Raw genomic sequence first — 22303 nt, 5'->3', positions numbered from 1 at the left:
AGCAGGGGCAGCGGTCGCAGAGTGCGAGGGGCTTTTGCCCCCGAAGCACGATGCGGGTACCGCAACCCGACATTATCGAGCATTTTGGCAACGCAGATGCCGTGCCGCAGCTGCCGGAGCGGTGCTTAAGCCGCAAGGCGGGAATTGTGCGGTGTTGCCATAAAGGAACAGGAGCAAGACAATTATGAACTATCGTGCCTGGCAGCTGAAAAACGCCGATACCGCAGGGGAAAGTGCGCTCCTGGCCGCCGGTTATGGCCCGCTGCTGGCCAGGGTGCTGGCCTGCCGCGGTATTGCCCAGCCGCAGGCTGCCGCCGCATTGCTGGAAGAGGAACCGCCGCTGAGCGACCCGTTCCTGCTGAAAGATATGGACGAAGCCGTTGCCCGCATCCAGCAGGCTATTGAAAACGGTGAAACCATTGTGATCTTTGGCGATTATGATGTGGACGGCGTTTCCGCTACGGCCATCCTGTATGAATGCCTGACCAACCTTGGCGCGCAGGTGCGCTGCAAACTGCCCACCCGCGAGGGCGGCGGCTACGGCCTGAACCGTGAAACCCTGCAAAAGCTGGCAGATAAAGGCTATAAGCTGATTGTGACAGTGGATAACGGCATTTCCGCCATTGAGGAAGCTGACCTGGCCGCAGAGTTGGGCATTGAGCTGGTGATTACCGACCACCACCTGCCCGCCCAGCAGCTGCCCAAAGCCGTTGCCGTTGTGGACCCCAAGCGGGAGGACGACACAAGCCCCTTCAAGGATCTGTGCGGTGCCGGTGTGGCGTTCAAGCTGTGCGCTGCGCTGGAAGGCTGTGAGGACCCCGCTGAACTGCTGGAACCCTTTGGCGAACTTGCCGCCCTTGGCACCATTGCGGACGTAATGCCGCTGGTGGGGGAGAACCGCACCATTGTAAAAGAGGGCCTTGCCACCTTGCAGGATACCCTGCGCCCCGGTTTGCAGGCCCTGCTGGAAAATGCAGGCTATGCAGACCGCCCTGTCACGGCGGAAACCGTCAGCTATGGGCTGGCACCCCGCCTGAACGCCGCGGGCCGCATGGACACCGCCGCTGTTGCCCTGAAGCTGCTGCTGTGCGAAAACGAGGAGCAGGCCGCAGGCATCGCGGCGCGCCTTTCGGAGATCAACACCAGCCGTCAGCAGGCGGAACAGCAGATCGCTGCCGCTGCACTGGAAAAACTGAGCGCAGACCCTGCCCGTGTTCTGGACCGTGTAATCGTGGTATCAGGCGAAGGCTGGCACCCCGGTGTAATCGGCATTGTGGCAACCCGCCTGATGGAAAAATACGGCCGCCCCTCCATTGTTATTTCGACTGAAAACGGCGAGGGCCGCGGCAGTGGGCGCGCCCCCACCAGCTTTAACCTGCACGCCGCTTTGTGCGCTTGCGCACCGCTGCTGCTGCGCTTTGGCGGGCATTCCGCTGCGGCGGGCCTGACCATTGAAGAAGAAAAGATCGGCGCGTTCCGCAAAGCCATCAACGATTGGGCCGCTAAAGAATACCCGGTGCCCAAGCCGCTGCCGCTCAAGTTGGATGCAGTGGCCGATATTGCGGAATTGACAGTGCCTACCGTACAGGAACTCAGCCGCCTGGCTCCCTTTGGCAGCGGCAACCCGGTTCCGGTGTTCCTGCTGCAAAACGCCGCGGTGGATGGCATCTGGCCCCTGGGCAGTGAGGGGCGGCATTGCCGCATTCGCCTGCGCCAGGGCGGGGCAGCCTGCTTTGTCTCACTGTTCGGCACCGCCCCGGACGACCTGCCCTACCGCATGGGTACAGCTGTGGATGCCGCGGTGGAAGTCAGCATCTTCCAGGGGCGCGGCGGGCCGATGGTGTCCTGCCATTGCTGCGCCATGCGCCCGGCCGGTTTGGGCAATGCCCCGGCGGAGCAGGCCGCACGGTTTGATGCTTTTCTGAGCGGAACGGCCCTGCCAGATGACGAGCGGTTGGCCTGCCTGCCCACCCGTGCCGATACCGCTGCCGTGTATCGCATGGTGCGCACCGGCAATGTGTTTGCGGATGATCTGCAGCCGCTGTTTGCAACCGCAGGGCCGGAAAACACCGGCAAGACCCTGGCCAGCCTGACGGCGCTGGAACAGCTTGGTTTGATCGAGCGCCGCGGCAGCCGCTACCAGCCGGTGGAAGTGACCGGCAAAAAAGACCTCTCCTCCGCGCCGGTCCTGCGCAGACTGGCGGAAGGGGAAGGATAAGGCAAAATGAAAAATGCCCCCGCGGCAGGAGGGAACTGCCGCAGAAACGGGATTTTTTTATGATTGTGCGATACTTGAAATGGGGATGATAGAATGCCAGAAGAAGTCAAAAAGAATGCTGCAGAACAGGCAGCTCAGGCGCAAAAGCAGCCGGTGCCCATGCCCACTACTTATGAAGCACTGCGCCATGATCTGATCGCCAGCGGCCGTGCCTATGATTTTGACATGATTGACCATGCTTATCAGCTGGCCAGCGCGGCGCATGCCACCCAGTTCCGCCGCAGCGGCGAACCGTATATCTGCCACCCAATCAGCGTGGCACAGCTGCTGGTGGAACTTGGCATGGATAGCGAAAGCGTTGCCGCAGCCCTGATGCACGATGTGGCCGAGGATACCCCCGTGACCATTGACGAGATCCGCCAGAAGTTTGGCAGCGAGGTTGCCCTGCTGGTGGATGGTGTTACCAAGCTGACCCAGATCAAGTTCTCGAATGTCGAGGACCGCAAAGCGGAAAACCTGCGCAAAATGCTGCTTGCCATGAGCCAGGATGTCCGCGTGATGATCATAAAGCTGTGTGACCGCCTGCACAATATGCGTACCGGCGATGCCTGGCCGGAGCAGAAACGCCGCGATAAAGCCCTGGAAACCATGGAGGTTTATGCCCCCATTGCCCACCGCCTTGGCATTTCCAACATCAAGGAGGAGCTGGAGGACCGCAGCCTGCAATACCTGGATCCTGTGGGCTATAACATGATCCGCTCCCTGCTGAACAAGCATGGGGATGACTTCCTCAACGATATCTGCGCCACCATCCAGGAACACCTGGAACAGAACGGCATCCACGGAGCAACCATCCGCCACCGTGTCAAGAGCATCTACGGCATTTACCGCAAGATGTATATGCAGAACAAGGACTTTGAGGAAATTTATGATATTTATGCTGTCCGCATCATTATTGATACGGTGGCGGAATGTTATACCGCGCTGGGCCTGATCCATGATATGTACCACCCGCTGCCCAACCGCTTCAAGGATTATATCTCCACCCCCAAACCCAACGGCTACCAGAGCCTGCACACCACCGTGATTGGCCGCGAAGCCATCCCCTTTGAGGTGCAGATCCGTACCCGCGAGATGGACCGCAACGCAGAATACGGCATTGCTGCCCACTGGAAGTATAAGGCCGGCATTACCGCCGCCAGCAGTGATAGGCTGGACGAACGCCTGGCTTGGGTGCGCCAGCTGTTGGAAAGCCAGCGTTCCAGCATTGATGCCACCGACCTGCTCAGCGATATCAAGTCTGACCTGCTGCCGGAAGAAGTGTTTGCCTTTACCCCACGCGGCGATGTGATCAACCTGCCGGCCGGCGCAACCGTCATCGACTTTGCTTACGCCATCCATTCCGCCGTGGGAAACCGGATGATCGGCGCCAAGGTAAACAACCGCATTGTGCCCATTGACCATCAAGTCGTTACCGGTGAAATCATTGAAATCATCACCGGCTCGGAAAACCGTGGCCCCTCCCGCGACTGGCTGAACATTGTAAAAACCAGCGAAGCAAAGAACAAGATCCGCAACTGGTTCAAGAAAGAGCGCCGGGACGAAAACATTGCCGAGGGCAAGGATGCCTTTGAAAAAGAGCTGCGCCGCAACCTGATGGTGATCCCGCCGGAGCAGTATGACGAGTTCATGTCCAACCTGGCGCGCCGCAACCACTGTAACTCGGTGGATGAAATGTATGCGGCCATCGGCTATGGCGGCTTGCAGCTGGCGCGCATCCTGCCCAAGCTGAAGGAAGAGTACACCCGCCTGAAAGCAACGGAACCCAAGCCGCTGCCCACGGTGGATATCAAGCGTGTTCATTCTTCGGACGGCGTTGTGGTGGAAGGCATTGACAACTGCCCCATCAAGTTTGCCAAGTGTTGTTCGCCGCTGCCGGGGGATGACATCATCGGTTTTGTCACCCGTGGGTTTGGCGTGTCCATCCACAAGCGGGACTGCGCCAATGTGCAGCAGAGTATGAAGGACCCGGAAAATGCCGCCCGCTGGGTGAAAGCCTATTGGGCGGATGATGCCAAAGAGGACTACAAGGCAACGCTGGAGCTGGACTGCATGGACCGCGCCAACCTGCTTTCGGACGTTGCGCTGGCGCTGGGCGATATGCGTGTGCCGATCTATTCACTTTCCGCCCGCGCGGCGGACCAGGGCCGCGCACGCATGTCCCTGACGGTGGGCATTATGAACACCGTGCACCTGAACAATGTTGTGGCACGCCTGAAAAAAGTCAAAGACGTTCTGACAGTTACCCGCAACTAAAACTTTTATATGGGGGACTTTTTGATCCTTTTTGCAAAAAAAGGAACCGAAAAAACTCTAATATATCAGACATAAAAAATAAAATAGAAAGTGTGCAGAAACCCCGTAGGAACGCATATTGCGCGCCCGCTGCCTGGGGTTAAATCAAAATTGACCTATCACTGCACAACCCATAAAACACATGAATCAAAACACAAAACGGCGGTGGCTGGCGGCGCTTTTGGGCGCGGCGGCGGGCATGGTGGTATTTTTCCTGCTGTATGGCACAGCCACCCTGCACCCAACCTATGATGCCTGGATCTTGAACGGCTATGATGAGTGGGACATTCAGCAGCATTATGCGGGCTGGGTGTTGTTCCGCAACTCTCATTGGGCGTTCCCGCTGGGCCTGGCGGATACCATTGCCGCCCCGGATGGCACCGTCATTTCGTTTACCGACAGCATCCCCTGGGGCAGCATCTTCTTCAAGGCGCTGCGCGGGGTGCTGCCCTCCACCTTCCAGTGGTTTGGGTGGTACACACTGTTCTGCTTTGCCATGCAGGGGGCAGCCGGTGCGCTTCTGTGCGCCCGCGGGCAGGCAAAAACTGGCGCGGGAGCGCTGGTGTTTTCCACACTGGGCGGTCTGCTGTTTGTTATGCTGCCTACCTTGTGGGAGCGCGCGTTCCGCCATACCGCGCTGGCCAGCCAGTGGCTGTTTTTGCTGGCGCTGTATGCCTTTCTGGAATACCGTCAAAACCTGCACAGCGGCACGGCCAAATTCCCCTGGGCCATGCCGGTGCTGGCCTTTTTGGCGGTGGGCATCCACCCGTACTTTCTGCCGCTGGTCATGATGTGCGCCCTGCTGGCCGCCGTGGAACTGGGCCGCCAGAAAAAAGCCTGGGGCCGCGCGGCGCTGCAGTTTGCGGCAAGTTTGGCAGCGGCTGTGGTGGGTGGCGTTTTGTGCGGGGCCATCGGCTCCGGCACCGGGGCATCTCGCTCCGGCTATGGCGATTATTCCATGAACCTGAATGCACTCATCAACCCAACCTCCCGCGGGGGCTACACTTGGTCCCGGCTGTACCAGGTAATGCCGCAGCAGCCCGGCCAGTATGATGGCTTCAATTACCTGGGGCTTGGTGTGCTGGCGATGATTACGGCGGCGCTGCTGTTCAGCCTGCGCCGGGCGGTGCGCTGCCCCCAGAACACCAAAACCTGGTGGCACCGCAACGGACCGGTGTTTGCGGCCTGCGTGTTTTTAACGCTGTTTGCCGTCAGCAACAAAATTTACTGGGGCAACACCGGCATTGAGCTGCCGCTGCCTGCAAAGCTGTTGGAGCTGTGCGGCATCTTCCGCTCCAGCGGGCGGATGTTCTATCTGGTAGCGGCCTGCATGGTGGTGTATGCCGTGTATACCCTGCGGGACCGCCTGTCCGGCCGGTATGCAGTGCTGGTGCTGGCGCTGTTTGTCGGCGTTCAGGCGTTTGATTTGAGCGCCGTCGCCCAGCAAAAGCGGCAGAAGTTCGCCGACCCCATCAACGCCACAGTGGTAAACAACGACCAGACCGCCAGCCTTGGCGTGGGCCACACCCAGCTGCTTGCCGCCGGGGAAGTGCGGGAGGACCGCCTGCGCCTGCTGGCCATTCTGGCGGGCAAGCAGGGGCTGACAACCAATCTGGATATTGCTGTGTCCGGCAGCCACCCAGCGGCGGAAGCCAGCCGCGCCGATACCGCTGCCCGGCTTGCCGCCGGGCAGTATGACCCCACCGCCGTGTATGTGACAACCGACGGCGCAACATGGGAAAACTGGCAGGCGGTGTTTGCGGGCGATGATTCGCTGAATTTCTTTGTAGCGGATTCCTGCTATTTTATGGTGCCTGCGGTTTAACCGGGTGTGCCATACTGACTGAATAAGGAGAACTGTGTTATGCGTGCTGTGCTTCAGCGTGTTTCCTCGGCGTCCGTTGTGGTCAACGGCGGCGATCCCCGCACCATCGGGCCGGGGCTGATGATTTTGCTTGGGGTAAAGGATGGTGACGACCCCGCCATTATCCCCAAGCTGGCAGCCAAATGCGCCGGGCTGCGCATTTTTGCCGATGATGAGGGCAAGTTGAACCGCAGCGCGGTGGAACTTGGCTATTCGGTTCTTGTCGTCAGCAACTTTACCTTGTATGGCGATACCTCCCGCGGTAAACGGCCCAGCTTTATCCATGCCGCAAAAGGGGAGACCGCCAAAAGCGCTTATGATGCCTTTTTGCAGGAGCTGATGAACGCCCAGGGACTGAAAGACGTTCAGCATGGCGAGTTTGGGGCCGATATGCAGGTCAGCCTTGTCAACGATGGTCCGGTGACCATCATCATTGATACCGATGAGTGGAAGTAAAGGAGCACAACCATGAAATTGATCCATATCCACGGCGTTTGGCCGCTGTACACCAATACCTTTTTGCTGATCACCGCCGCCGGGCATGCCGTTGTGGTGGACCCCGCTGCCGAGGCCGAAACCTATCTGGCTCAGCTGAAAGAGAATAACGCAACCCTGACGGACATTTTCCTCACCCACGGCCATTATGACCATGTGGGCAGTGTGACGGCTCTGAAAAAAGCCACCGGCGCCAAGGTGCATATGGACCTGGCCGATGCCAAAGGCGACCAGATGTACCCGCTGACTCCGGATCTGATCGATGCCCCGTGGCCTGCGGGCAACAGTGAGTATCAGGTGGATGAGCTGACGTTCCGCATCTGGCACACACCGGGCCACACCCCCGGCGGCGTGGTCATCGCCTGCGGCGACCGGCTGTTCAGCGGCGATACCCTGTTTGCGGGCAGCTGCGGCCGTGTGGACCTGCCCGGCGGCAGCCCGGCGGAGATGCAGCGCAGCCTTGCTCTGGTGGCGGATCTGCCCCTGCCGGATGAAACCACCGTCTACCCCGGCCATGAAAGCTTTACCACCCTTGGCCAGGAACGCCGGTCCAACCCATATCTGATGGGGGAAGTATTTTAAGATAGGTAGGAGTTAGGAGGGAGGAGTTAGGAGTTAAGTGGCGGCCTAAAAGTTTGCGGTATACCTGCAATGCGCCGGGTACTGTTTTGGCAGTATTGGCATAAGCGGGATTACAACAGACTCGGCTCCGCGCTAACTCCTAACGCCTAACTCCTCCCTCCAATTCGGGGGTTCTTATGCAAATTGTATTGCGCGGTGCGGCGGCTGGGTATGAGGCCGAGCATACCGCACGCATCTTTTACCCGGCGGCGGAGCTGAGCCAGACCCTGCCGGACGATACCGCAGACCTTGTGCTGGCTGTGGCTCACAGGTATCTGCTGCTGGTTCTGGTGCGGCAGAACGGCACAACCACCTGGGTGCAGCAGCGCCCGCCCCAGGGGGATGCCCGCACGCAGGAGTATGCTCTGTGCCGCATGCTGTACACCATGCTGTGCGGCGTTACCGGTATCCGCCCGCCCTGGGGCATGATGACCGGCGTGCGCCCGGTGCGCATCATCCATGACCTGCGCGCCGAGGGCAAAACCGAAGAAGAAATCGAACAGCGCTTTTTGCAGCATTTTGACTGCACGCCGCGCCGTTTTGCCATGGCCAAAAGTATTGCGGACCTGCAGCGCCCGGTGCTGGAGCGCGCCCAGCCGATGGATTGCAGTGTGTACGCGGGCATTCCGTTCTGCCCGTCCCGCTGCAGCTATTGCAGCTTTGTTTCCCGCACGGTGGGGGATAAATCCAGCCGTGCGCTGGTGGCCCCCTACGTGGACTGCCTGTGCAAGGAGCTTGCCGCTACCCGCGCCGCTGCGGACGCCGCACACCTCAGCATCAAAACGCTGTATATCGGCGGCGGCACCCCCACCAGCGTCAACGCGCAGCAGCTGCGCCAGCTGATGGGCACCATGGCCGAGCAGTTTGACCTGCCCGCCCTGGAAGAGTTTACCGTGGAAGCGGGCCGCCCTGACTGCACCGACGAAGAAAAACTGCGCATCATCAAAGAATACGGCGCAACCCGCATTTCCATCAACCCGCAGACATTCTCGGATGAAGTGCTGCGCAACATTGGCCGCCGCCACACGGCGCAGGATATCCTGGATTGTTACCGGACCGCCCGCCGCGTGGGGCATGATAACATCAACATGGACTTGATTGCGGGTCTGCCGGGGGATACGGTGGAAGGCTTCCGCCATAGCCTGCAGACGGCCATAGACTTGGACCCGGAAAATATCACTGTGCATACCCTCACGCTGAAACGGGCGTCCAACCTGGTGGTGGAGCACCGCGCTGCGGATTATGCCGATGTGGCCGCTATGGTGGAAAGCTGCGAGCTGCTGGAAAAAGCCGGTTACCGCCCCTACTACCTGTACCGCCAAAAAGGCACCCTGCAAAACCTGGAAAACGTGGGCTGGTGCAAGCCGGGGTACGAGTGCCTGTATAATATCTATATCATGGAGGAAGTCCACACCATTCTTTCTGTCGGTGCGGGCGGTTCTACAAAGCTGGTGGCCCCCGGTGCACGTCACGGCAAGATCGAGCGTATCTTTAATTATAAGTACCCGACAGAATATATCGACCGTTTTGACACGATCCTTGCACGCAAGGAAGGAGTGAAACAGTTCTATGACCAATATCCCAACTGTGGTGAATCCGCGCGCCCCCAAGCGCATGGTGGGGTGTGAGCTGCTCAACCTTGCCGCGCACAACCCGGCTGATTTGGTGCAGCTGAGCGAACAGCAGTACCAGAGCCGCATTGATGCCGCCGCGGCCTATGTTCTGGCATCCGGCCGCCGTATTGTCATGCTGACGGGGCCTTCCGCTGCGGGCAAAACCACCAGCGCCAACAAGTTGGCCGCCGCCATGCGCAGCAAAGGCGTGCGCAGCCGGGTATTGAGCCTGGACGACTTTTTTGTGGGCGAGGGCCGCTACCCCAAACAGCCGGATGGCCGGGATGATTACGAATGCGTGGAAGCGCTGGATATCCCGCTGGTGCAGCACTGCCTGCAGCAGCTGGCCCAGACCGGCGTGTGTGATGCGCCGATCTTTGACTTTATGACCCAGCTGCCCGCCCCGCAGACCCAGCACATCGACTGCACCGACGGTGTGGTGGTTGTGGAGGGACTGCACGCCTTTAACCCCATCCTGACCGAGACTTTGCCGCAGGATGCTGTGCTGAATATTTACGCCAGCCTGCGGGAAGAATATGCCGGACCGGACGGTGCGCGGCTGATCGCCACCCGCGATGTTCGCCTTGCCCGCCGCATTACGCGGGACTGGCGGTTCCGCGGGCATGATGCCGATTTTACCATCGGCCTGTGGCCCCATGTCTGTAAGGCAGAGGACCAGTATATCAAGACGTTCAAGAATCGGGCGAACCTTGTGCTGGATACTTCGTTCAGCTGCGAGGTGGGGATTTGGGAATATTATATTGACCAGCTGACGGCCAGCGCCAATGCGGGCCGCATGGCGGATTTGCGCAGCCGGTTTGCGCATTTTGTACCCATTAATGCCGCGCTGATCCCACAGAAAAGCATGCTGCGGGAGTTCATTGGAGCCAAAAACCAATAAAACTTCCTGTTACGTCCAAATGTTTACGATTTGGACATAATTCTTTGCGCCACAAGATTGAAAACCAGGCAATGATACGGTATAATAAGCCTTACAGGGAAAAGCCGTGAAATCGAAAATAATAAATTTTTACGGCTTTTCATTCCACCCGGCCGGGCTGCGCAGCTGTGGCGCAGTGCCCTGCCGGGGCCAGATGATAACGAGGTGTTACATTATGTTTGAACTGGATATCAATAAGATCAAAGAACAGAGCATGCAGTTTGTGGATACCGCTTACAAGGCAGCCATGGATATTGCAGATAAAGGCAAGAACCAGCTGGATCTGGCATCCCAGCAGAACCGCCTGGCCAAGGCACAGCGCCAGCTGGGCGCACTGGTTTACAGCCTGCATAAGGCAGACGAGGAAAACCAGCCCCTGGTGGATAAATATATCGAGAACATTGCCGAAATCGAAAAGGCGATTGAGGAAATCAAGGCCCGCATGACCCCCGATGAGGCCGCTGCCGCTGAAGCTGCCGAGGCTGAGCAGGAGACTGAGGACCCCAACGATCCCACCACCTATCACGATGACCCCGCCGGCCTGACCCCCGAGGAGGAGCAGGCTCTGGCCGATGCGGCTGACCGCCCGCGCGGTGAGACCAAAGAGTGCCCCGTCTGCCATGCAGATGTGGATGCAGACGCACTGTTCTGCAACCATTGCGGCGCACAGCTGTAAACAGGTAACTCGGCTGTCAAACAGCAACTTGTATTGTTTCCTTGACAAAACGGTAGAATGAGAGGTATGATGTTGCCTGTTGTTTTTTCAGGCGGACCCTGGTACATCCTGGGCAGGCAGCATTGCAGCATGCATGGAATATCCGCACAACCGCCCGTACACGGCAGATGATCTTGTCCGCATTATCACCCTTTTGCGGGATCCGGTCAACGGCTGTCCGTGGGATAAAGTTCAGACCCATACATCAATTCGGATGAACTTCCTGGAAGAAGCGTATGAGGCTGTGGACGCATTGGACCTGGATGACCCGGTGCTGATGTGTGAAGAGCTGGGCGATGTGCTGATGCAGGTTGCTTTCCATACCTGCATGGAACAGGAAACCGGCCGCTTTACCTGGGAACAGGTCTGCGATGGCGTATGCCAAAAGCTGATTGAGCGGCACCCAAATATTTTTGGCACCCAACCAGGTTACGAAGGTATAACAGACTGGGATGCGCTCAAAAATAAAGAAAAGGGCCGCCGCACCCTGGCCGATGACCTTGAAAGTGTGCCCCGTGCCATGCCCGCGCTGATGCGCGCGGCCAAGCTGCAAAAGCGCGCCGCACGCCATGGCGCAGCCCTGCAGGGGGCCGATGCTGCAGCCTTGGCAGACGCGGCGGAGAACCTGCAAACGGCGCAGCCCGCCAGCGCGCAGGCAGAACAGGCTGTGGGCGAACTGTTGTTTGCCGCCGCCAATCTGGCCCGGCAGGCAGGGGTAGACCCCGAACAGGCGCTGCAAAAAGCCAACGAGGCATTTTGCACAGCAGCCGGGCCGGTAGCCTGAAAAGGCAAAAAAACGCAATTTATTTAATTTGGAGGTATATAACAAATGACCAAAGTTGAACTGATCGCATCCGTTGCCGCTGAAGCTGGCATGAGCAAGAAAGACGCCGAAAAGGCTGTCAACGCAGCACTGGCTGCTATCACCGAAGAGCTGAAGAACGGCGGCAAAGTTTCGCTGGTTGGCTTTGGCACCTTTGAAGTCCGCGAGCGCCCGGAACGCCAGGGCCGCAACCCGCAGACCAAAGAGCCCATGACCATTGCTGCTTCCAAGCTGCCCGCATTTAAGGCTGGCAAGGCACTGAAGGACGCTGTGCAGTAATCTGTTCAGGCGTCAGATACGCTCTGAATGAAAAAGCCCGCCGCACCCAAACGCGGCGGGCTTTTATGATATAGGCAGCGCCGCATGATTCCCGCCTGGTGGCTGGAATACCGCTGCCATAGAGATGAGGATGAACCATGAGACTGGATAAATACCTGAAAGTCAGCCGCCTGATCAAGCGCCGCACCTTGGCCAATGATGTGGCCGATGCGGGCCGCGTGATCGTGAACGGCAAACCCGCCAAGGCAAGCTATGCCGTAAAGATCGGCGATGTGATCGAGATTACCTTCGGCAACCGCCCCGTCAAGGTGCGGGTGCTTTCTATTGATGAACCCAAGGGCAAGGATGTTGCCCGCGAGCTGTTTGAGATCCTGGAAGGCTGAGAAAAACCAGGGCGGGGGAGTTCTAACCGCGCGGTGTGCGGCATATGGTATAGGGTAAGCAACAACTGCTGCCGGAGGAAACCGCCATGCCAGAACTGACCAGCCCGCACCCGATTGGGGAACATGCCCCCCAGCAATCCGACCTGCCTGCTCCGCCGCGCGCCCATGCCCTGACGCTGGAAAACCGCGCCCGGCTGACGGTGACCGGTGTGACCCGTATTGTGAGCTGTGATGAACTGGGCGCAACGCTGCAAACTCCGCTGGGGGATCTGACCATCGGTGGGCAAGGAATGCAGGTCAGCGAGCTTTCGGTTCGCACGGGGGAAGTGCATATCTCCGGCCAGATCGAATATTTGCAGTATACCGAGAACCAGCAGAGCAAAAAACAGAGCGGTGGGCTGCTGGCCCGCCTGCTGCGTTGATGGTGCCATCGCCGCCGCTGTGGGCAGTGCTGGGCGATGTGCTGCTTTGTCTTGGGGCGGGCCTGCTGCTTGGCGCTGTACGGGATGGGGCGACCCTTGCCTTTGGCAGCGGCCCGGTGCGCTGCTTTGTGTGGGATGTGCTGGCCTTTGCTGCCGCAGCCTTTGTCTGCTGCGGCTTCGCGGCGGGGGCTTCGGCTACCGGGGCGGCGCGCTGGTATATGGCCGCCGCCATGGGGCTGGGGGCACTGTGCTGGCGGTGGTGCGTTTCCCACGCGGTGCACAGGGCGCTGCGCGGCACGGTGTTTGTTCTGGTCTGGCCGCTGCGCTTTGCGGCGGACTATGCGGTACACCCGTTCAAACAGTGGCTGCTGGCCCGGATCAGAAAGATTCGGCACGCCCGGCGGCACAACGCACAAGATTCATGCAAGAAAAGCGGAAAAAAGCCGAAAAATGTGTTGCAAAACAAGCACACAATATTATATAATTAAACTGCATTTAAGTATGCCTGCATAAGACCATCTTGTGCGGGCAGGCGGTACAATGGTTTGCACACAACGGCATTTTGATACCTGCCCGGAAGGAGGCGCTGCCGCATGAACCAACACAAAAGCATTGCGCGGCGTTTGCTTCCCTTGGCTGTGGCGGCACTGTTTTGTTCTTTGTTTTTTACTTTGATCCAGTGCCAGATCACCATCGGCTCCAAACAGCAGGAACTCGCCGCGGTGCGCGAACAGCTCAGCGCCCAGCAGGCCCAAAACGAAGAGCTGGGACGCGCATTGGCCGATGGCAAAGACGCGATTATTGAACGCAGCGCCCGCGCCGATGGCTATGCCAAGCCCAATGAGCGCATTTGGGTGGATCTGAGCGGCAAGTAACAGCATTACGCCGGATTACCATGCCAGGTACAATGGAAGATGCAAAAGGCTGGATTCTGTTTTTTGCGGACTCAACCAGCCTTTAACAGTGCAGGCCTTGCCTGCAAGGCATACAAGCGGAATCTGAAAGCAAAGGTTCCATCAATAACGATACCCGGCAGTTTTGCCGGGCAGCAAAGGGGTATTATAGTTTTGGCATTACAGGTTGGAGACATCTTGGAAGGCAAAGTTACCGGCATTAAGCCGTTTGGCGCCTTCGTTGCCCTGCCGGAAAGCAAAACCGGCCTTGTTCACATTTCTGAGGTAAGCTATGAGTTTGTGCAGGACCTTGCTACCGTGCTGGAAGCTGGCCAGACCGTTAAGGTTAAGGTCATCTCCATCGCGCCGGATGGCAAGATTGCACTGTCCATCAAGCAGACCCAGCCCGCACCGGAGCGCGCACCCCGCGCGCCCCGCAGCCCGCGCCCCCAAGGGCAGCAGGGCAGTAACGGTGGTGCACGCCCGGCTGGCGGCCGCCCGCCCCGCCGCGAAGCAGCCCCCCGTGTCTGGCAGCCCAAACCCTCGCAGCCGCAGGGCGACCTGAGCTTTGAGGATATGATGGCACGCTATAAGACCCAGAGCGAAGAAAAAATTGCGGATCTCAAGCGCGTTACCGAGAATCATCGCGGTGGGTATTCCCGCCGCCGCGGCTGATTTCTGCAGCGTACGCCAACTGCAACGCCCATAAGATGCAGGCTCTGCTTGGCAGGGCCTTTTTTGGGTTATGTAACGGCATAATCTAATTTTTATCCCGCGGGGCTGACCCAATATGCCCGGCCCCGCATATCCGGCTGCGCCATGCACAGCCCCAGAAAGGACACACTATGCCCAACATGTATACTTTGGTGGCTCCCTGCTTTTTTGGCACCGAGCATACCCTTTCCTTTGAGGTCAAACGCCTTGGTGCGCAGAACGTAAAGGTGACGGATGGCCGCGTGGCGTTTGAGGGTGATGCCGCCATGATCGCCGCAGCAAACCTGAATCTGCGCACCGCCGAGCGCGTGCTGCTGCTGCTGAAAACCTTCCCCGCCACAACTTTTGATGAACTGTTCGACGGCGTTTACTCTATCCCGTGGGAGGAGCTGATCCCGGTGGATGCCCAGTTCCCGGTCAAGGGCTCCAGCCTGTCCAGCCAGCTTTCCAGCGTACCTGCCTGCCAGAGCATTGTCAAAAAGGCAATCGTTAAGCGGCTGCAGTACGGCCACAAAACCACCACTCTGCCGGAAACCGGTGCTTTGTACAAAATCCGCTTTGCCCTGCGTAAAAACGTGGTGGAAGTGATGCTGGATACCTCCGGCGACGGCTTGCATAAGCGCGGTTATCGCAAAAACGCCACGCTGGCCCCCATCAAGGAAACGCTGGCCGCTACCATTGCCGATGTCGGTTTTATCCGGCGCGACAGCACTGTGCAGGATCCTTTCTGCGGTTCCGGTACGTTGGTGATCGAAGCAGCCCAGAAAGCACTGAACATCGCCCCCGGCCTGCGCCGCCGCTTTGCCGCCGAGCACTATGACTTTGTGCCCGCTGCCGTTTGGGCGGAGGAGCGCCAGAAAGCGCTGGCGGCTTCCCGCCTGGATGCCGGGTTCGAGGGCTTTGGCTTTGATATTGACCCCAACGCTGTGGCGCTGGCCAACGCCAACGCCAAGCTGGCCGGGGTGGGGGATCGCTGCCGCTTTGAGGTGGCAGACGTAAAAGACTTTGCCCCGCGCCCCAGCTCCATCATTCTGACCAACCCGCCTTACGGCGAGCGCCTGGGCGATGCCGCCGAAGCCGCCGCTCTGGCCCACACCCTGGGCCAGGTGTGGCAGGCAAGCCCCACCGCAGGATTGTATGCCATTACGGCGGATGCTGATTTTGAAGCCCACTTTGGCAAAAAGGCCGCCAAGCGCCGCAAAATTTATAACGGCATGATCCCCTGCCAGATTTATATGTACTTTGACCGCCCGGTCAAACCGGTAAGGAAGTGAGGCTGCGATGCAGGATCTGAAACTGGCAGTTCTGATCGATGCGGATAACATCAGCCCCAAATATGTAAAGGTGATTTTGGATGAAGCTGCGTCCTTTGGCGTGGCGGCCTGCAAACGTATTTACGGCGATTGGTCTGATGCCCGCCTGAAAAGCTGGAAGGATGTGCTGCTGAACAACTCCATCATTCCCATCCAGCAGTATAGCTACACCACCGGCAAAAATGCAACCGACAGCGCCATGATCATTGACGCCATGGATCTGCTGTATGCGGGCAATGTGGATGGCTTTTGCATCGTTTCGTCCGATTCGGACTTTACCCGCCTTGCCGCCCGCCTGCGCGAAGCCGGCAAGCTGGTCATCGGCATGGGCGAAAGCAAGGCACTTGGTCCCTTTGTGAAAGCCTGCGACCAGTTCAAGTACCTTGACCTGATTTTGGAGCATGGTGGAAGCGAAGATGCCAGCGCGGATTCCACCGCTGCCGCCGAAGCCGCCGCCCAGGTTGGCGCGGGGGACGATACCGCCATCAACCGCGATTCCATCTGCCGCCTGGTCTGCGATATGATCGACGAGATGGACGATGGCACCGGCTGGGTGCGAACCTCCCGCGTGGGAGACCAGCTCATCAAGCGCTACCCGGACTTTGATGTGCGTAACTTTGGCAGCAAGAGCCTGAATAAATTCCTGGCGTCCTTCCCGGTGCTGGAAGTGGAAGAGCGTACCCTGCCCAACGGCAACCCCATCCAGTTTGTGCGGGTACACCCGCAGCCCAAAAAGGCTGCCCCCAAAAAGCAGAACCAGCCCCGCAAAGCCGCCCCCAAGCGCCGGATGCCGCGCAATAAAAAGTCGTCTTAAAGAATTATAAAATAAAGGCAATACCGCATAATTCCCGCCTTACGGCTTAAGCACCGCTCCGGCGGCTGCGGCACGGCACCTGCGTTGCCAAAATGCTCGATAATACACAAAGTATTATCTGCGCTTTTGGCTTAGCAGCTGCCGCACCTCGCTCGCCGTATCGGCACTTAGAATTATGCGGTATTGCCTAAAAACTCCGCCGCAGGACCAGCTGAAAACCGGACCCGCGGCGGAGTGATTGTTTATGTTGGGAAAATTGATACGGAACAAACTTATCCGTTGATTTTATAAATGCGGCTGCCGCCGTTCTCGTACCAAAGGGGATAGCGCGCTGCATACCAGCTCTCGTCCGCATTTTGGATGTTGCTGAACACATAGCTGTCAAACAGCACATAATCAATGCCCCACTGCGCCAGGAAAACTTCATCGGGATTCTCGTACAGCTGGTGCATGGCGTTGTATTCAGCGGTATAATTCATGCCGTGGTAGTATACAAAGCTGCCGGAGCCGCACAAAATGCGCCGCCCGGCCAGGCTGAACACCGGGCAAAGGTGGCTGTCACTGGTCAGGAATACTGCATCGGTTTCCGCATTGTCATCAATATAATCCGCCATGGCAATGTCATCTGCGCTCCACTGCCAGTAGTCGCTTAACGCTTCGCGTCCAACAGTCAGCACACTGCCAAACATGGCGATAAAGCAGCAAAGGCACAGCCCCAGCGCCCGCCAGGGGATAGCACGAACTTTGTTGAACCAATCCATCAGCAGGCTGGCCACCAACAGGCAGCCCAGCAGATGCCAGATATACAGCAGCTTGTTGTTGTCATAATTGTTGGGTTGGAACACAACAAATTCCGCCAGAATCAGAATGGCCAACCCGCCGCCGTACAGCCAGCGCTGCTTGGGTTTGGCATGGAAAAATGCCGGGATCAGCAGCAGGTAGACAAGGCCGATATTTTTGATGTAGAACCAGAAATAATTGTCTTTCAGGGTGCCGTCATCCTGCCCGTTGATCCAGTTCAAATGCAGCCGCAGCATGTGCTGCCCGTCCAGCGATTGGGCAAACACGGTGTTCCACATTTCTACCAGCCAGACCACGCCGCACACCAAGGCAAACCATCCCCATGGGGCAAGCACGGCCTTGGTGCGGGGGCGGCAAACCAGGGTGTACACCCCGCACGCCAGGCAGATCAGCACCAGCGCCAGTGCGCTGTGGGTGTGCATCAGTGGCAGGGGCAGAACCAGCAGGGCGAGATACCGCCAAAGCCGGGTTTCCTCCTCCATACAGAACCGCCAGACCAGATACAGCGCGGGAAACAGCACACACCAGCCAAACAGGGTGGCCCGCTGTGGAATCAGCAGATCCACGATGGGGTTGACCCAGACGATGTTTTCGGCAGTGTAGTTGGTGGGGGTGGTGTAAAACCCGGTAAAGATGCCGGCAAACGCCTCGGCGCTGCCAAGGAAATACACAAACCCGAACCCGCTGCCCATAAAGAACAGCCAAAAAGCCAGGCAAGCTTTGCCCGCGCTGCCCAACACCTGCCGCGCCAGCTGCCACATCATGCCGTACACGCTGATGAATGCGGCCAGCATGGGCAGCAGGTAAGCGGTGCGGGCGTCTGCCCCCAGCACCAGAAAAACGCTGGAAACGGTCTCGCACAAAAACGGGTAGCCGAACCGGTGCTCGCCGCCCAGCAGGGGATACACCGGCGGCAGCTTGCCGGTAACGGCAATGTTTTTGATGAATCCCAGGTGCATCGCCATATCGCCATAGCAGCTTTGCCCGGTGTGATAACTGCCGTCTACCAGATGCAGCACATGGGTGTGCAGCAGGTACAGGGTAACAACAGCCAAGGGTAGCACACAGGCCCACAGAGCGGCGGCGTCCGGATCCGGTACACGGGTGAACGGCGTGCCGTGCCGCGCCAACCAAGCGGCCAGCGCGGCCACAACAGCTGTGGCCAACAAAAGGGCAGGCAGCCGGAAACCCAGTACCACCGCAAAACAGGCCGGAACAAATGCCAGCAGTGAGACCCCGAACCCACACCCCAGCGGAATGCTGACCGAAAGCCCCGCCTGCGGCAGCGCCCTGCGTGCAATGCAAAAGCCTGCCAGCAGGAACACCGCCAGATAGACAAAAGAGAAGATGTTCACACAAGACCTCCTTGCGCAGCCACCGTATCAGACCCCTTCCAGGTCAAACGGCGGGGTGTATTCCTCGCGGGCACTGCTTTTTTCCTGCATGTAGCCGTCCGTCAGGCCAAGGGCGATGGCGCGGTCAACCACTTTGCGGTATTCGTAGGTGGTAATGCGCCGCCCCAAACCGTGCTCCGCGGCGCGGTAAAACGGGGTGAACTGGCTCATCAGGCTGGGCACAAACGACACACCGGTTTCCTGCCGCAGGTCGGCCAGGCGCTGCAAAACGGCAAGGCTGTCATCACTGTGGCCGGGCAGGGCAAGGTGGCGCACAATCACGCCTTTTTGCAGGTAGCTGTCGGCATCGTACACTGGGGCACCGGTCTGCAACAGCATTTGGCGGATGGCGGCGTGCGCCACCTGTGGGTAATCCTGCGCGGCAGAAAGCTCTTTCGCCAGGGCGGGGCTGGCATATTTGTAATCCGCCAGCCAGATGTCCACATACCCGGCCAGAGCCTTTACGGTTTCCACGGTTTCGTACCCGCCGGTGTTATAGGCCACCGGCAGGGTCAACCCATTGCGGCAGGCGGCATCCAGCGCCTGCGTCACCCACGGCAGCCATTGCGTTGCGGTGACAAGGTTCAGGTTTTTGGCGCCTTTTTGCTGCAATTCCATAAAAATTTCAGCCAGGCGCTCCGCCGTCAGCGGCTTGCCAAGGCCCTGCTGGCTGATCTTGTAATTCTGGCAGTAGCAGCATTGCAGGGTGCAGCCGGTAAAAAATACCGTGCCGCTGCCGGTCGCGGCGTTGGGGTCCCCGCTCAGGCAGGGCTCCTCCCAATGGTGCAGGGCGGCGCGGGCGGCCAGCAGGGTATCCCCCGCGCCGCAATAGCCGGTGCGGCCCGCCGCGCGGTTGGCCCCGCAACGCCGCGGGCATAAGGTGCAGTGCTCAGGCAGCTGCATTAACAACACCCCCGAAAAACTTTGTGGTGAATTCATACTAAGTTTACCACAAAACGGAAAAATGTGGTATACTAAATATATATCTACCCAAATGGAATAGACCGCAAAACAAACCATGGAACACAGCGGCTGGCCAACCGGCCGCAAAAATCCAAGGCAATACCGCATAATTCTAAGTGCCGATACGGCGAGCGAGGTGCGGCAGATGCCAAGCCAAAAGCGCAGATAATACTGGATGTCTTATCGAGCATTTTGGCAACGCAGATGCCGTGCCGCAGCTGCCGGAGCGGTGCTTAAGCCGCAAGGCGGGAATTGTGCGGTGTTGCCCCAACATAAAGGAGCGTATCTGATATGTCTACCCCACACAACCGCGCCAACCCCGGCGATTTTGCCAAAACCGTGCTGATGCCCGGCGACCCCCTGCGCGCCAAATTTATTGCCGAAACCTTTTTGGAAAAACCGCGCCTTGTTACCGATGTGCGCGGCATGCTGGGTTATACCGGTACCTACCAGGGCCACCCTGTCAGCGTGATGGGCAGCGGCATGGGCATGCCGTCCATCGGCATCTACTCCTATGAGCTGTACAGCCAGTATGGGGTAGAGAACATCATCCGCATTGGCTCTGCCGGCTCCTATACCCCCAAGGCCAAGATCTTTGATGTGGTTCTGGCTACCGGCGCTTACTCCGAAAGCAACTATGCCGTGACCCAGTCCGGCGATACCGACGACATCCAGAAGCCCAGCGAGGAACTGAACAACGCGCTGCGCGCTTCCGCCAAAAAGCAGGGCATTCCCCTGATTGAAGGCACCATCCATTCCTCCGATGTGTTCTACCGCGAGGATAGCGGCGCACGCCCCACCTACTGGGAAGTTCTGCGCGACGAAAAAGGCTGCCTGGCGGTTGAGATGGAGAGCTTTGCGCTGTTCCACAACGCCAAGGTGCTGGGCAAACATGCTGCCTGTATCCTGACGATCTCGGACAGCTTCGTCAGCCCCGAAATCACCACGGCAGAAGAGCGCCAGACCAGCTTTACCGCCATGATGAAAGTTGCACTGGGGGCGGTGCTGGAATGAAGCCGACGGATGCGGAACTGATCCGCGCAGCGTTCAAGGCGCGCAGCTTTGCCTACACGCCGTATTCACACTTTAAGGTGGGCGCGGCGCTGCTGGCCAAAAACGGAATGGTATATACCGGCTGCAACATCGAAAACGCCGGCTATACCCCCACCAACTGTGCCGAGCGCACCGCGCTGTTCAAGGCGGTCAGCGAGGGCGTGACCGAGTTTACCGATATTGCCATTGTGGGCAGCCTGGACGGCAAAAAGAACACCCTTGTCACCGGTCCGTGCGGCGTCTGCCGCCAGGCTCTGTATGAATTCTGCGGCCCCAGGCTGCGGGTGCTGATGGCCAAAAGCGAGGATGATTACATCGAAACGACCCTGGGCGACCTGCTGCCCTACGGCTTTGGCCCGACCAATCTTGAAATCGAGCCGGGGGCCAATTAAGGCGGCTCATTTACCCCAATAAAAGGAGATTATTCCACCCATGTCTTTACCCCAGAACAAACGTTTTGCAGCCCGGCGGCTGCTTTGCCTGTTGTTGGCGCTGGCCTTTGGGCTGGCGCTGGTGGGCTGCGGCAGCAGCGCTTCCTCTGAACCTGCTGTACAGGATCAGGAACAGGTGCTGACGGACGATGCCCTGTATGAACTTACGGCAGAAAAAGTGAACCAGCCGCTGGACGGCGCCGGAGCCGCAATCGCGCTGGCAGTTGGTGCCGAGGGAACGGATATCGGTGCCGGTGCGGCTGTATGGCACGGCGTGCAGACGTTTTGCAGCAATTTTAATTATACCGCACAGCAGTTTACTGCGGCGGATACCAGCCTGGATGCTGCCAAAGCAGCCCTGAACAGCGCCGCCCAAAGCGGTGCGGGACTGGTGGTGTGTTATGGCAGCGAGATGGCCGCCGCCTTGTATGACATCCAGGATAATTACCCCACAGTCAACTACCTGATGATCGGGGATGAGCCGCATTCCGAGGATTACACCGACTACCGCACATCCGCCAACGTGCACTGCGTTCTCTTCCGTGAAGAACAGGCTGCTTACCTGGCCGGGTATGCCGCCGTGCGGGAGGGCAACACCAGCATGGCGGTGCTTGGCGGCGAGCCGCTGCCCAGCACCGTGCGTTACGCCACCGGCTTTGTGCAGGGGGCGGAAGCCGCAGCCGACAGCATGGGCGTGCAGGTGTATATCCGCATCTGGTACAGCAGCATGACGGCCAGCGATGATGACCTGACGGATTATGTCTGCGGTTGGTATAACGAGGGCTTCCAGGTGGTTATGGCGGCCACGCCGGAACTGGCGGACAGCTGCATACAGGCCGCAGAGAAAAGCGGCCGCGAAGTGATCGCCACCGGCTGGGACTGCGCCGGGCAGAGCAGCTCGGTGATAACCAGCGCTGTGAACTGCTACAGCACCGTGGTGCAGAATGAACTGTACCTGTTCGGCACGCAGAACAACTGGGACCAGGACCACAGCGGCCAGACCGAGACCCTTGGCACCGAAGTGGATGCCGTGGGCCTTGCCACGCAGGAATGGCGGCTGAAGACCTTTACCGGCGAAGAATATCGTGAGCTGTACCAGCGTATGGCAGCAGGCACTGTAAAGGTGGAACGCTATTCTGATACCACGGCAATGCCGCAGACCCAGAATGTGACGGTGGATCAGCCGAACCGGTAACAGG

22 protein-coding genes are annotated in these 22303 nt (G+C 58.8%); 20 read left to right on the top strand and 2 right to left on the bottom strand.

All coding sequences use genetic code 11. The annotated features are described in order from the left end of the window. Positions 1-184: 184 nt before the first annotated feature. The 17 genes from recJ to PG062_RS01105 all read left to right on the top strand — a co-directional run bounded on the left by recJ (position 185) and on the right by PG062_RS01105 (position 16462). A complete protein-coding gene (gene recJ, locus PG062_RS01185; RefSeq protein ID WP_270750680.1) occupies positions 185-2218 on the top strand; it encodes a single-stranded-DNA-specific exonuclease RecJ in 2034 nt (677 codons plus the stop codon). Positions 2219-2377: 159 nt separating this feature from the next. After that, positions 2378-4534 carry a RelA/SpoT family protein gene (locus tag PG062_RS01180; protein ID WP_270751266.1) on the top strand — a complete coding sequence of 719 codons (2157 nt, stop codon included), beginning with the start codon at positions 2378-2380 and terminating at the stop codon, positions 4532-4534. A 181-nt stretch (positions 4535-4715) separates the two neighbouring features. Then, positions 4716-6398 carry a DUF6311 domain-containing protein gene (locus PG062_RS01175; RefSeq protein ID WP_270750678.1) on the top strand — a complete coding sequence of 561 codons (1683 nt, stop codon included), beginning with the start codon at positions 4716-4718 and terminating at the stop codon, positions 6396-6398. A 39-nt stretch (positions 6399-6437) separates the two neighbouring features. Beyond that, a complete protein-coding gene (gene dtd, locus PG062_RS01170; protein ID WP_270750677.1) occupies positions 6438-6893 on the top strand; it encodes a D-aminoacyl-tRNA deacylase in 456 nt (151 codons plus the stop codon). Positions 6894-6905: 12 nt separating this feature from the next. Then, the gene (locus PG062_RS01165; protein ID WP_270750675.1) at positions 6906-7514 is read left to right on the top strand and encodes an MBL fold metallo-hydrolase; all 609 of its coding nucleotides are present in this window, start codon (positions 6906-6908) and stop codon (positions 7512-7514) included. A gap of 176 nt (positions 7515-7690) precedes the next feature. Further along, positions 7691-9181 (top strand): coproporphyrinogen dehydrogenase HemZ, encoded by a 1491-nt coding sequence (gene hemZ / locus PG062_RS01160; RefSeq protein ID WP_270750674.1) that lies wholly within the window; start codon positions 7691-7693, stop codon positions 9179-9181. After that, positions 9123-10067 carry a uridine kinase family protein gene (locus PG062_RS01155; protein ID WP_270750673.1) on the top strand — a complete coding sequence of 315 codons (945 nt, stop codon included), beginning with the start codon at positions 9123-9125 and terminating at the stop codon, positions 10065-10067. The genes hemZ and PG062_RS01155 overlap by 59 nt, the downstream gene beginning before the upstream one ends. A gap of 214 nt (positions 10068-10281) precedes the next feature. After that, entirely contained in the window at positions 10282-10782 is a 501-nt protein-coding gene (locus PG062_RS01150) for a zinc ribbon domain-containing protein (protein ID WP_270750671.1), read from the top strand. 133 nt (positions 10783-10915) lie between these two features. Continuing rightward, positions 10916-11605 carry a MazG family protein gene (locus PG062_RS01145; RefSeq protein WP_113999066.1) on the top strand — a complete coding sequence of 230 codons (690 nt, stop codon included), beginning with the start codon at positions 10916-10918 and terminating at the stop codon, positions 11603-11605. Between the two features lie 45 nt (positions 11606-11650). Continuing rightward, positions 11651-11923 carry a non-specific DNA-binding protein Hbs gene (gene hbs, locus PG062_RS01140; protein ID WP_113999005.1) on the top strand — a complete coding sequence of 91 codons (273 nt, stop codon included), beginning with the start codon at positions 11651-11653 and terminating at the stop codon, positions 11921-11923. A gap of 137 nt (positions 11924-12060) precedes the next feature. Continuing rightward, entirely contained in the window at positions 12061-12306 is a 246-nt protein-coding gene (locus PG062_RS01135; protein ID WP_113999006.1) for an RNA-binding S4 domain-containing protein, read from the top strand. Positions 12307-12392: 86 nt separating this feature from the next. Next, a complete protein-coding gene (locus PG062_RS01130) occupies positions 12393-12728 on the top strand; it encodes a YabP/YqfC family sporulation protein (RefSeq protein ID WP_113999007.1) in 336 nt (111 codons plus the stop codon). After that, positions 12728-13216, top strand: a complete 489-nt coding sequence (locus tag PG062_RS01125; protein WP_270750669.1) for a hypothetical protein — start codon at positions 12728-12730, stop codon at positions 13214-13216. The genes PG062_RS01130 and PG062_RS01125 overlap by 1 nt, the downstream gene beginning before the upstream one ends. A gap of 105 nt (positions 13217-13321) precedes the next feature. After that, positions 13322-13603: an FtsB family cell division protein gene (locus tag PG062_RS01120; RefSeq protein WP_113999009.1), complete on the top strand. Its 282-nt coding sequence runs from the start codon at positions 13322-13324 to the stop codon at positions 13601-13603. A gap of 192 nt (positions 13604-13795) precedes the next feature. Next, complete coding sequence (locus PG062_RS01115) at positions 13796-14296, top strand: S1 RNA-binding domain-containing protein (protein ID WP_113999010.1); 501 nt, start codon at positions 13796-13798, stop codon at positions 14294-14296. 170 nt (positions 14297-14466) lie between these two features. After that, positions 14467-15609 carry a THUMP domain-containing class I SAM-dependent RNA methyltransferase gene (locus tag PG062_RS01110; protein ID WP_270750668.1) on the top strand — a complete coding sequence of 381 codons (1143 nt, stop codon included), beginning with the start codon at positions 14467-14469 and terminating at the stop codon, positions 15607-15609. Positions 15610-15616: 7 nt separating this feature from the next. After that, the gene (locus PG062_RS01105; RefSeq protein ID WP_270750667.1) at positions 15617-16462 is read left to right on the top strand and encodes an NYN domain-containing protein; all 846 of its coding nucleotides are present in this window, start codon (positions 15617-15619) and stop codon (positions 16460-16462) included. A gap of 272 nt (positions 16463-16734) precedes the next feature. Here the strand turns inward: PG062_RS01105 and PG062_RS01100 are convergent, their stop codons facing one another. After that, positions 16735-18618, bottom strand: coding sequence for a hypothetical protein (locus PG062_RS01100; RefSeq protein ID WP_270750666.1), 1884 nt, complete (start codon positions 18616-18618; stop codon positions 16735-16737). Between the two features lie 27 nt (positions 18619-18645). Continuing rightward, complete coding sequence (locus tag PG062_RS01095; protein WP_270750665.1) at positions 18646-19560, bottom strand: radical SAM protein; 915 nt, start codon at positions 19558-19560, stop codon at positions 18646-18648. A gap of 351 nt (positions 19561-19911) precedes the next feature. Here PG062_RS01095 and deoD point away from each other — a divergent pair, with 351 nt between their 5' ends. Genes deoD through PG062_RS01080 form a run of 3 tightly spaced genes read left to right on the top strand, consistent with a single transcriptional unit; the run spans position 19912 to position 22299 of the window. Continuing rightward, complete coding sequence (gene deoD / locus PG062_RS01090) at positions 19912-20634, top strand: purine-nucleoside phosphorylase (protein WP_270750663.1); 723 nt, start codon at positions 19912-19914, stop codon at positions 20632-20634. After that, positions 20631-21065, top strand: coding sequence for a cytidine deaminase (locus PG062_RS01085; RefSeq protein ID WP_270750662.1), 435 nt, complete (start codon positions 20631-20633; stop codon positions 21063-21065). The genes deoD and PG062_RS01085 overlap by 4 nt, the downstream gene beginning before the upstream one ends. A gap of 40 nt (positions 21066-21105) precedes the next feature. Then, positions 21106-22299, top strand: a complete 1194-nt coding sequence (locus tag PG062_RS01080) for a BMP family lipoprotein (RefSeq protein ID WP_270750661.1) — start codon at positions 21106-21108, stop codon at positions 22297-22299. Positions 22300-22303: the final 4 nt, after the last annotated feature.

It is taken from the genome of Gemmiger qucibialis (genome assembly GCF_027689445.1).
Lineage (GTDB): Bacteria > Bacillota > Clostridia > Oscillospirales > Ruminococcaceae > Gemmiger > Gemmiger qucibialis.
Note: the sequence above shows the minus strand (reverse complement) of the source record. Positions and strands in the feature narration are given on the sequence as shown.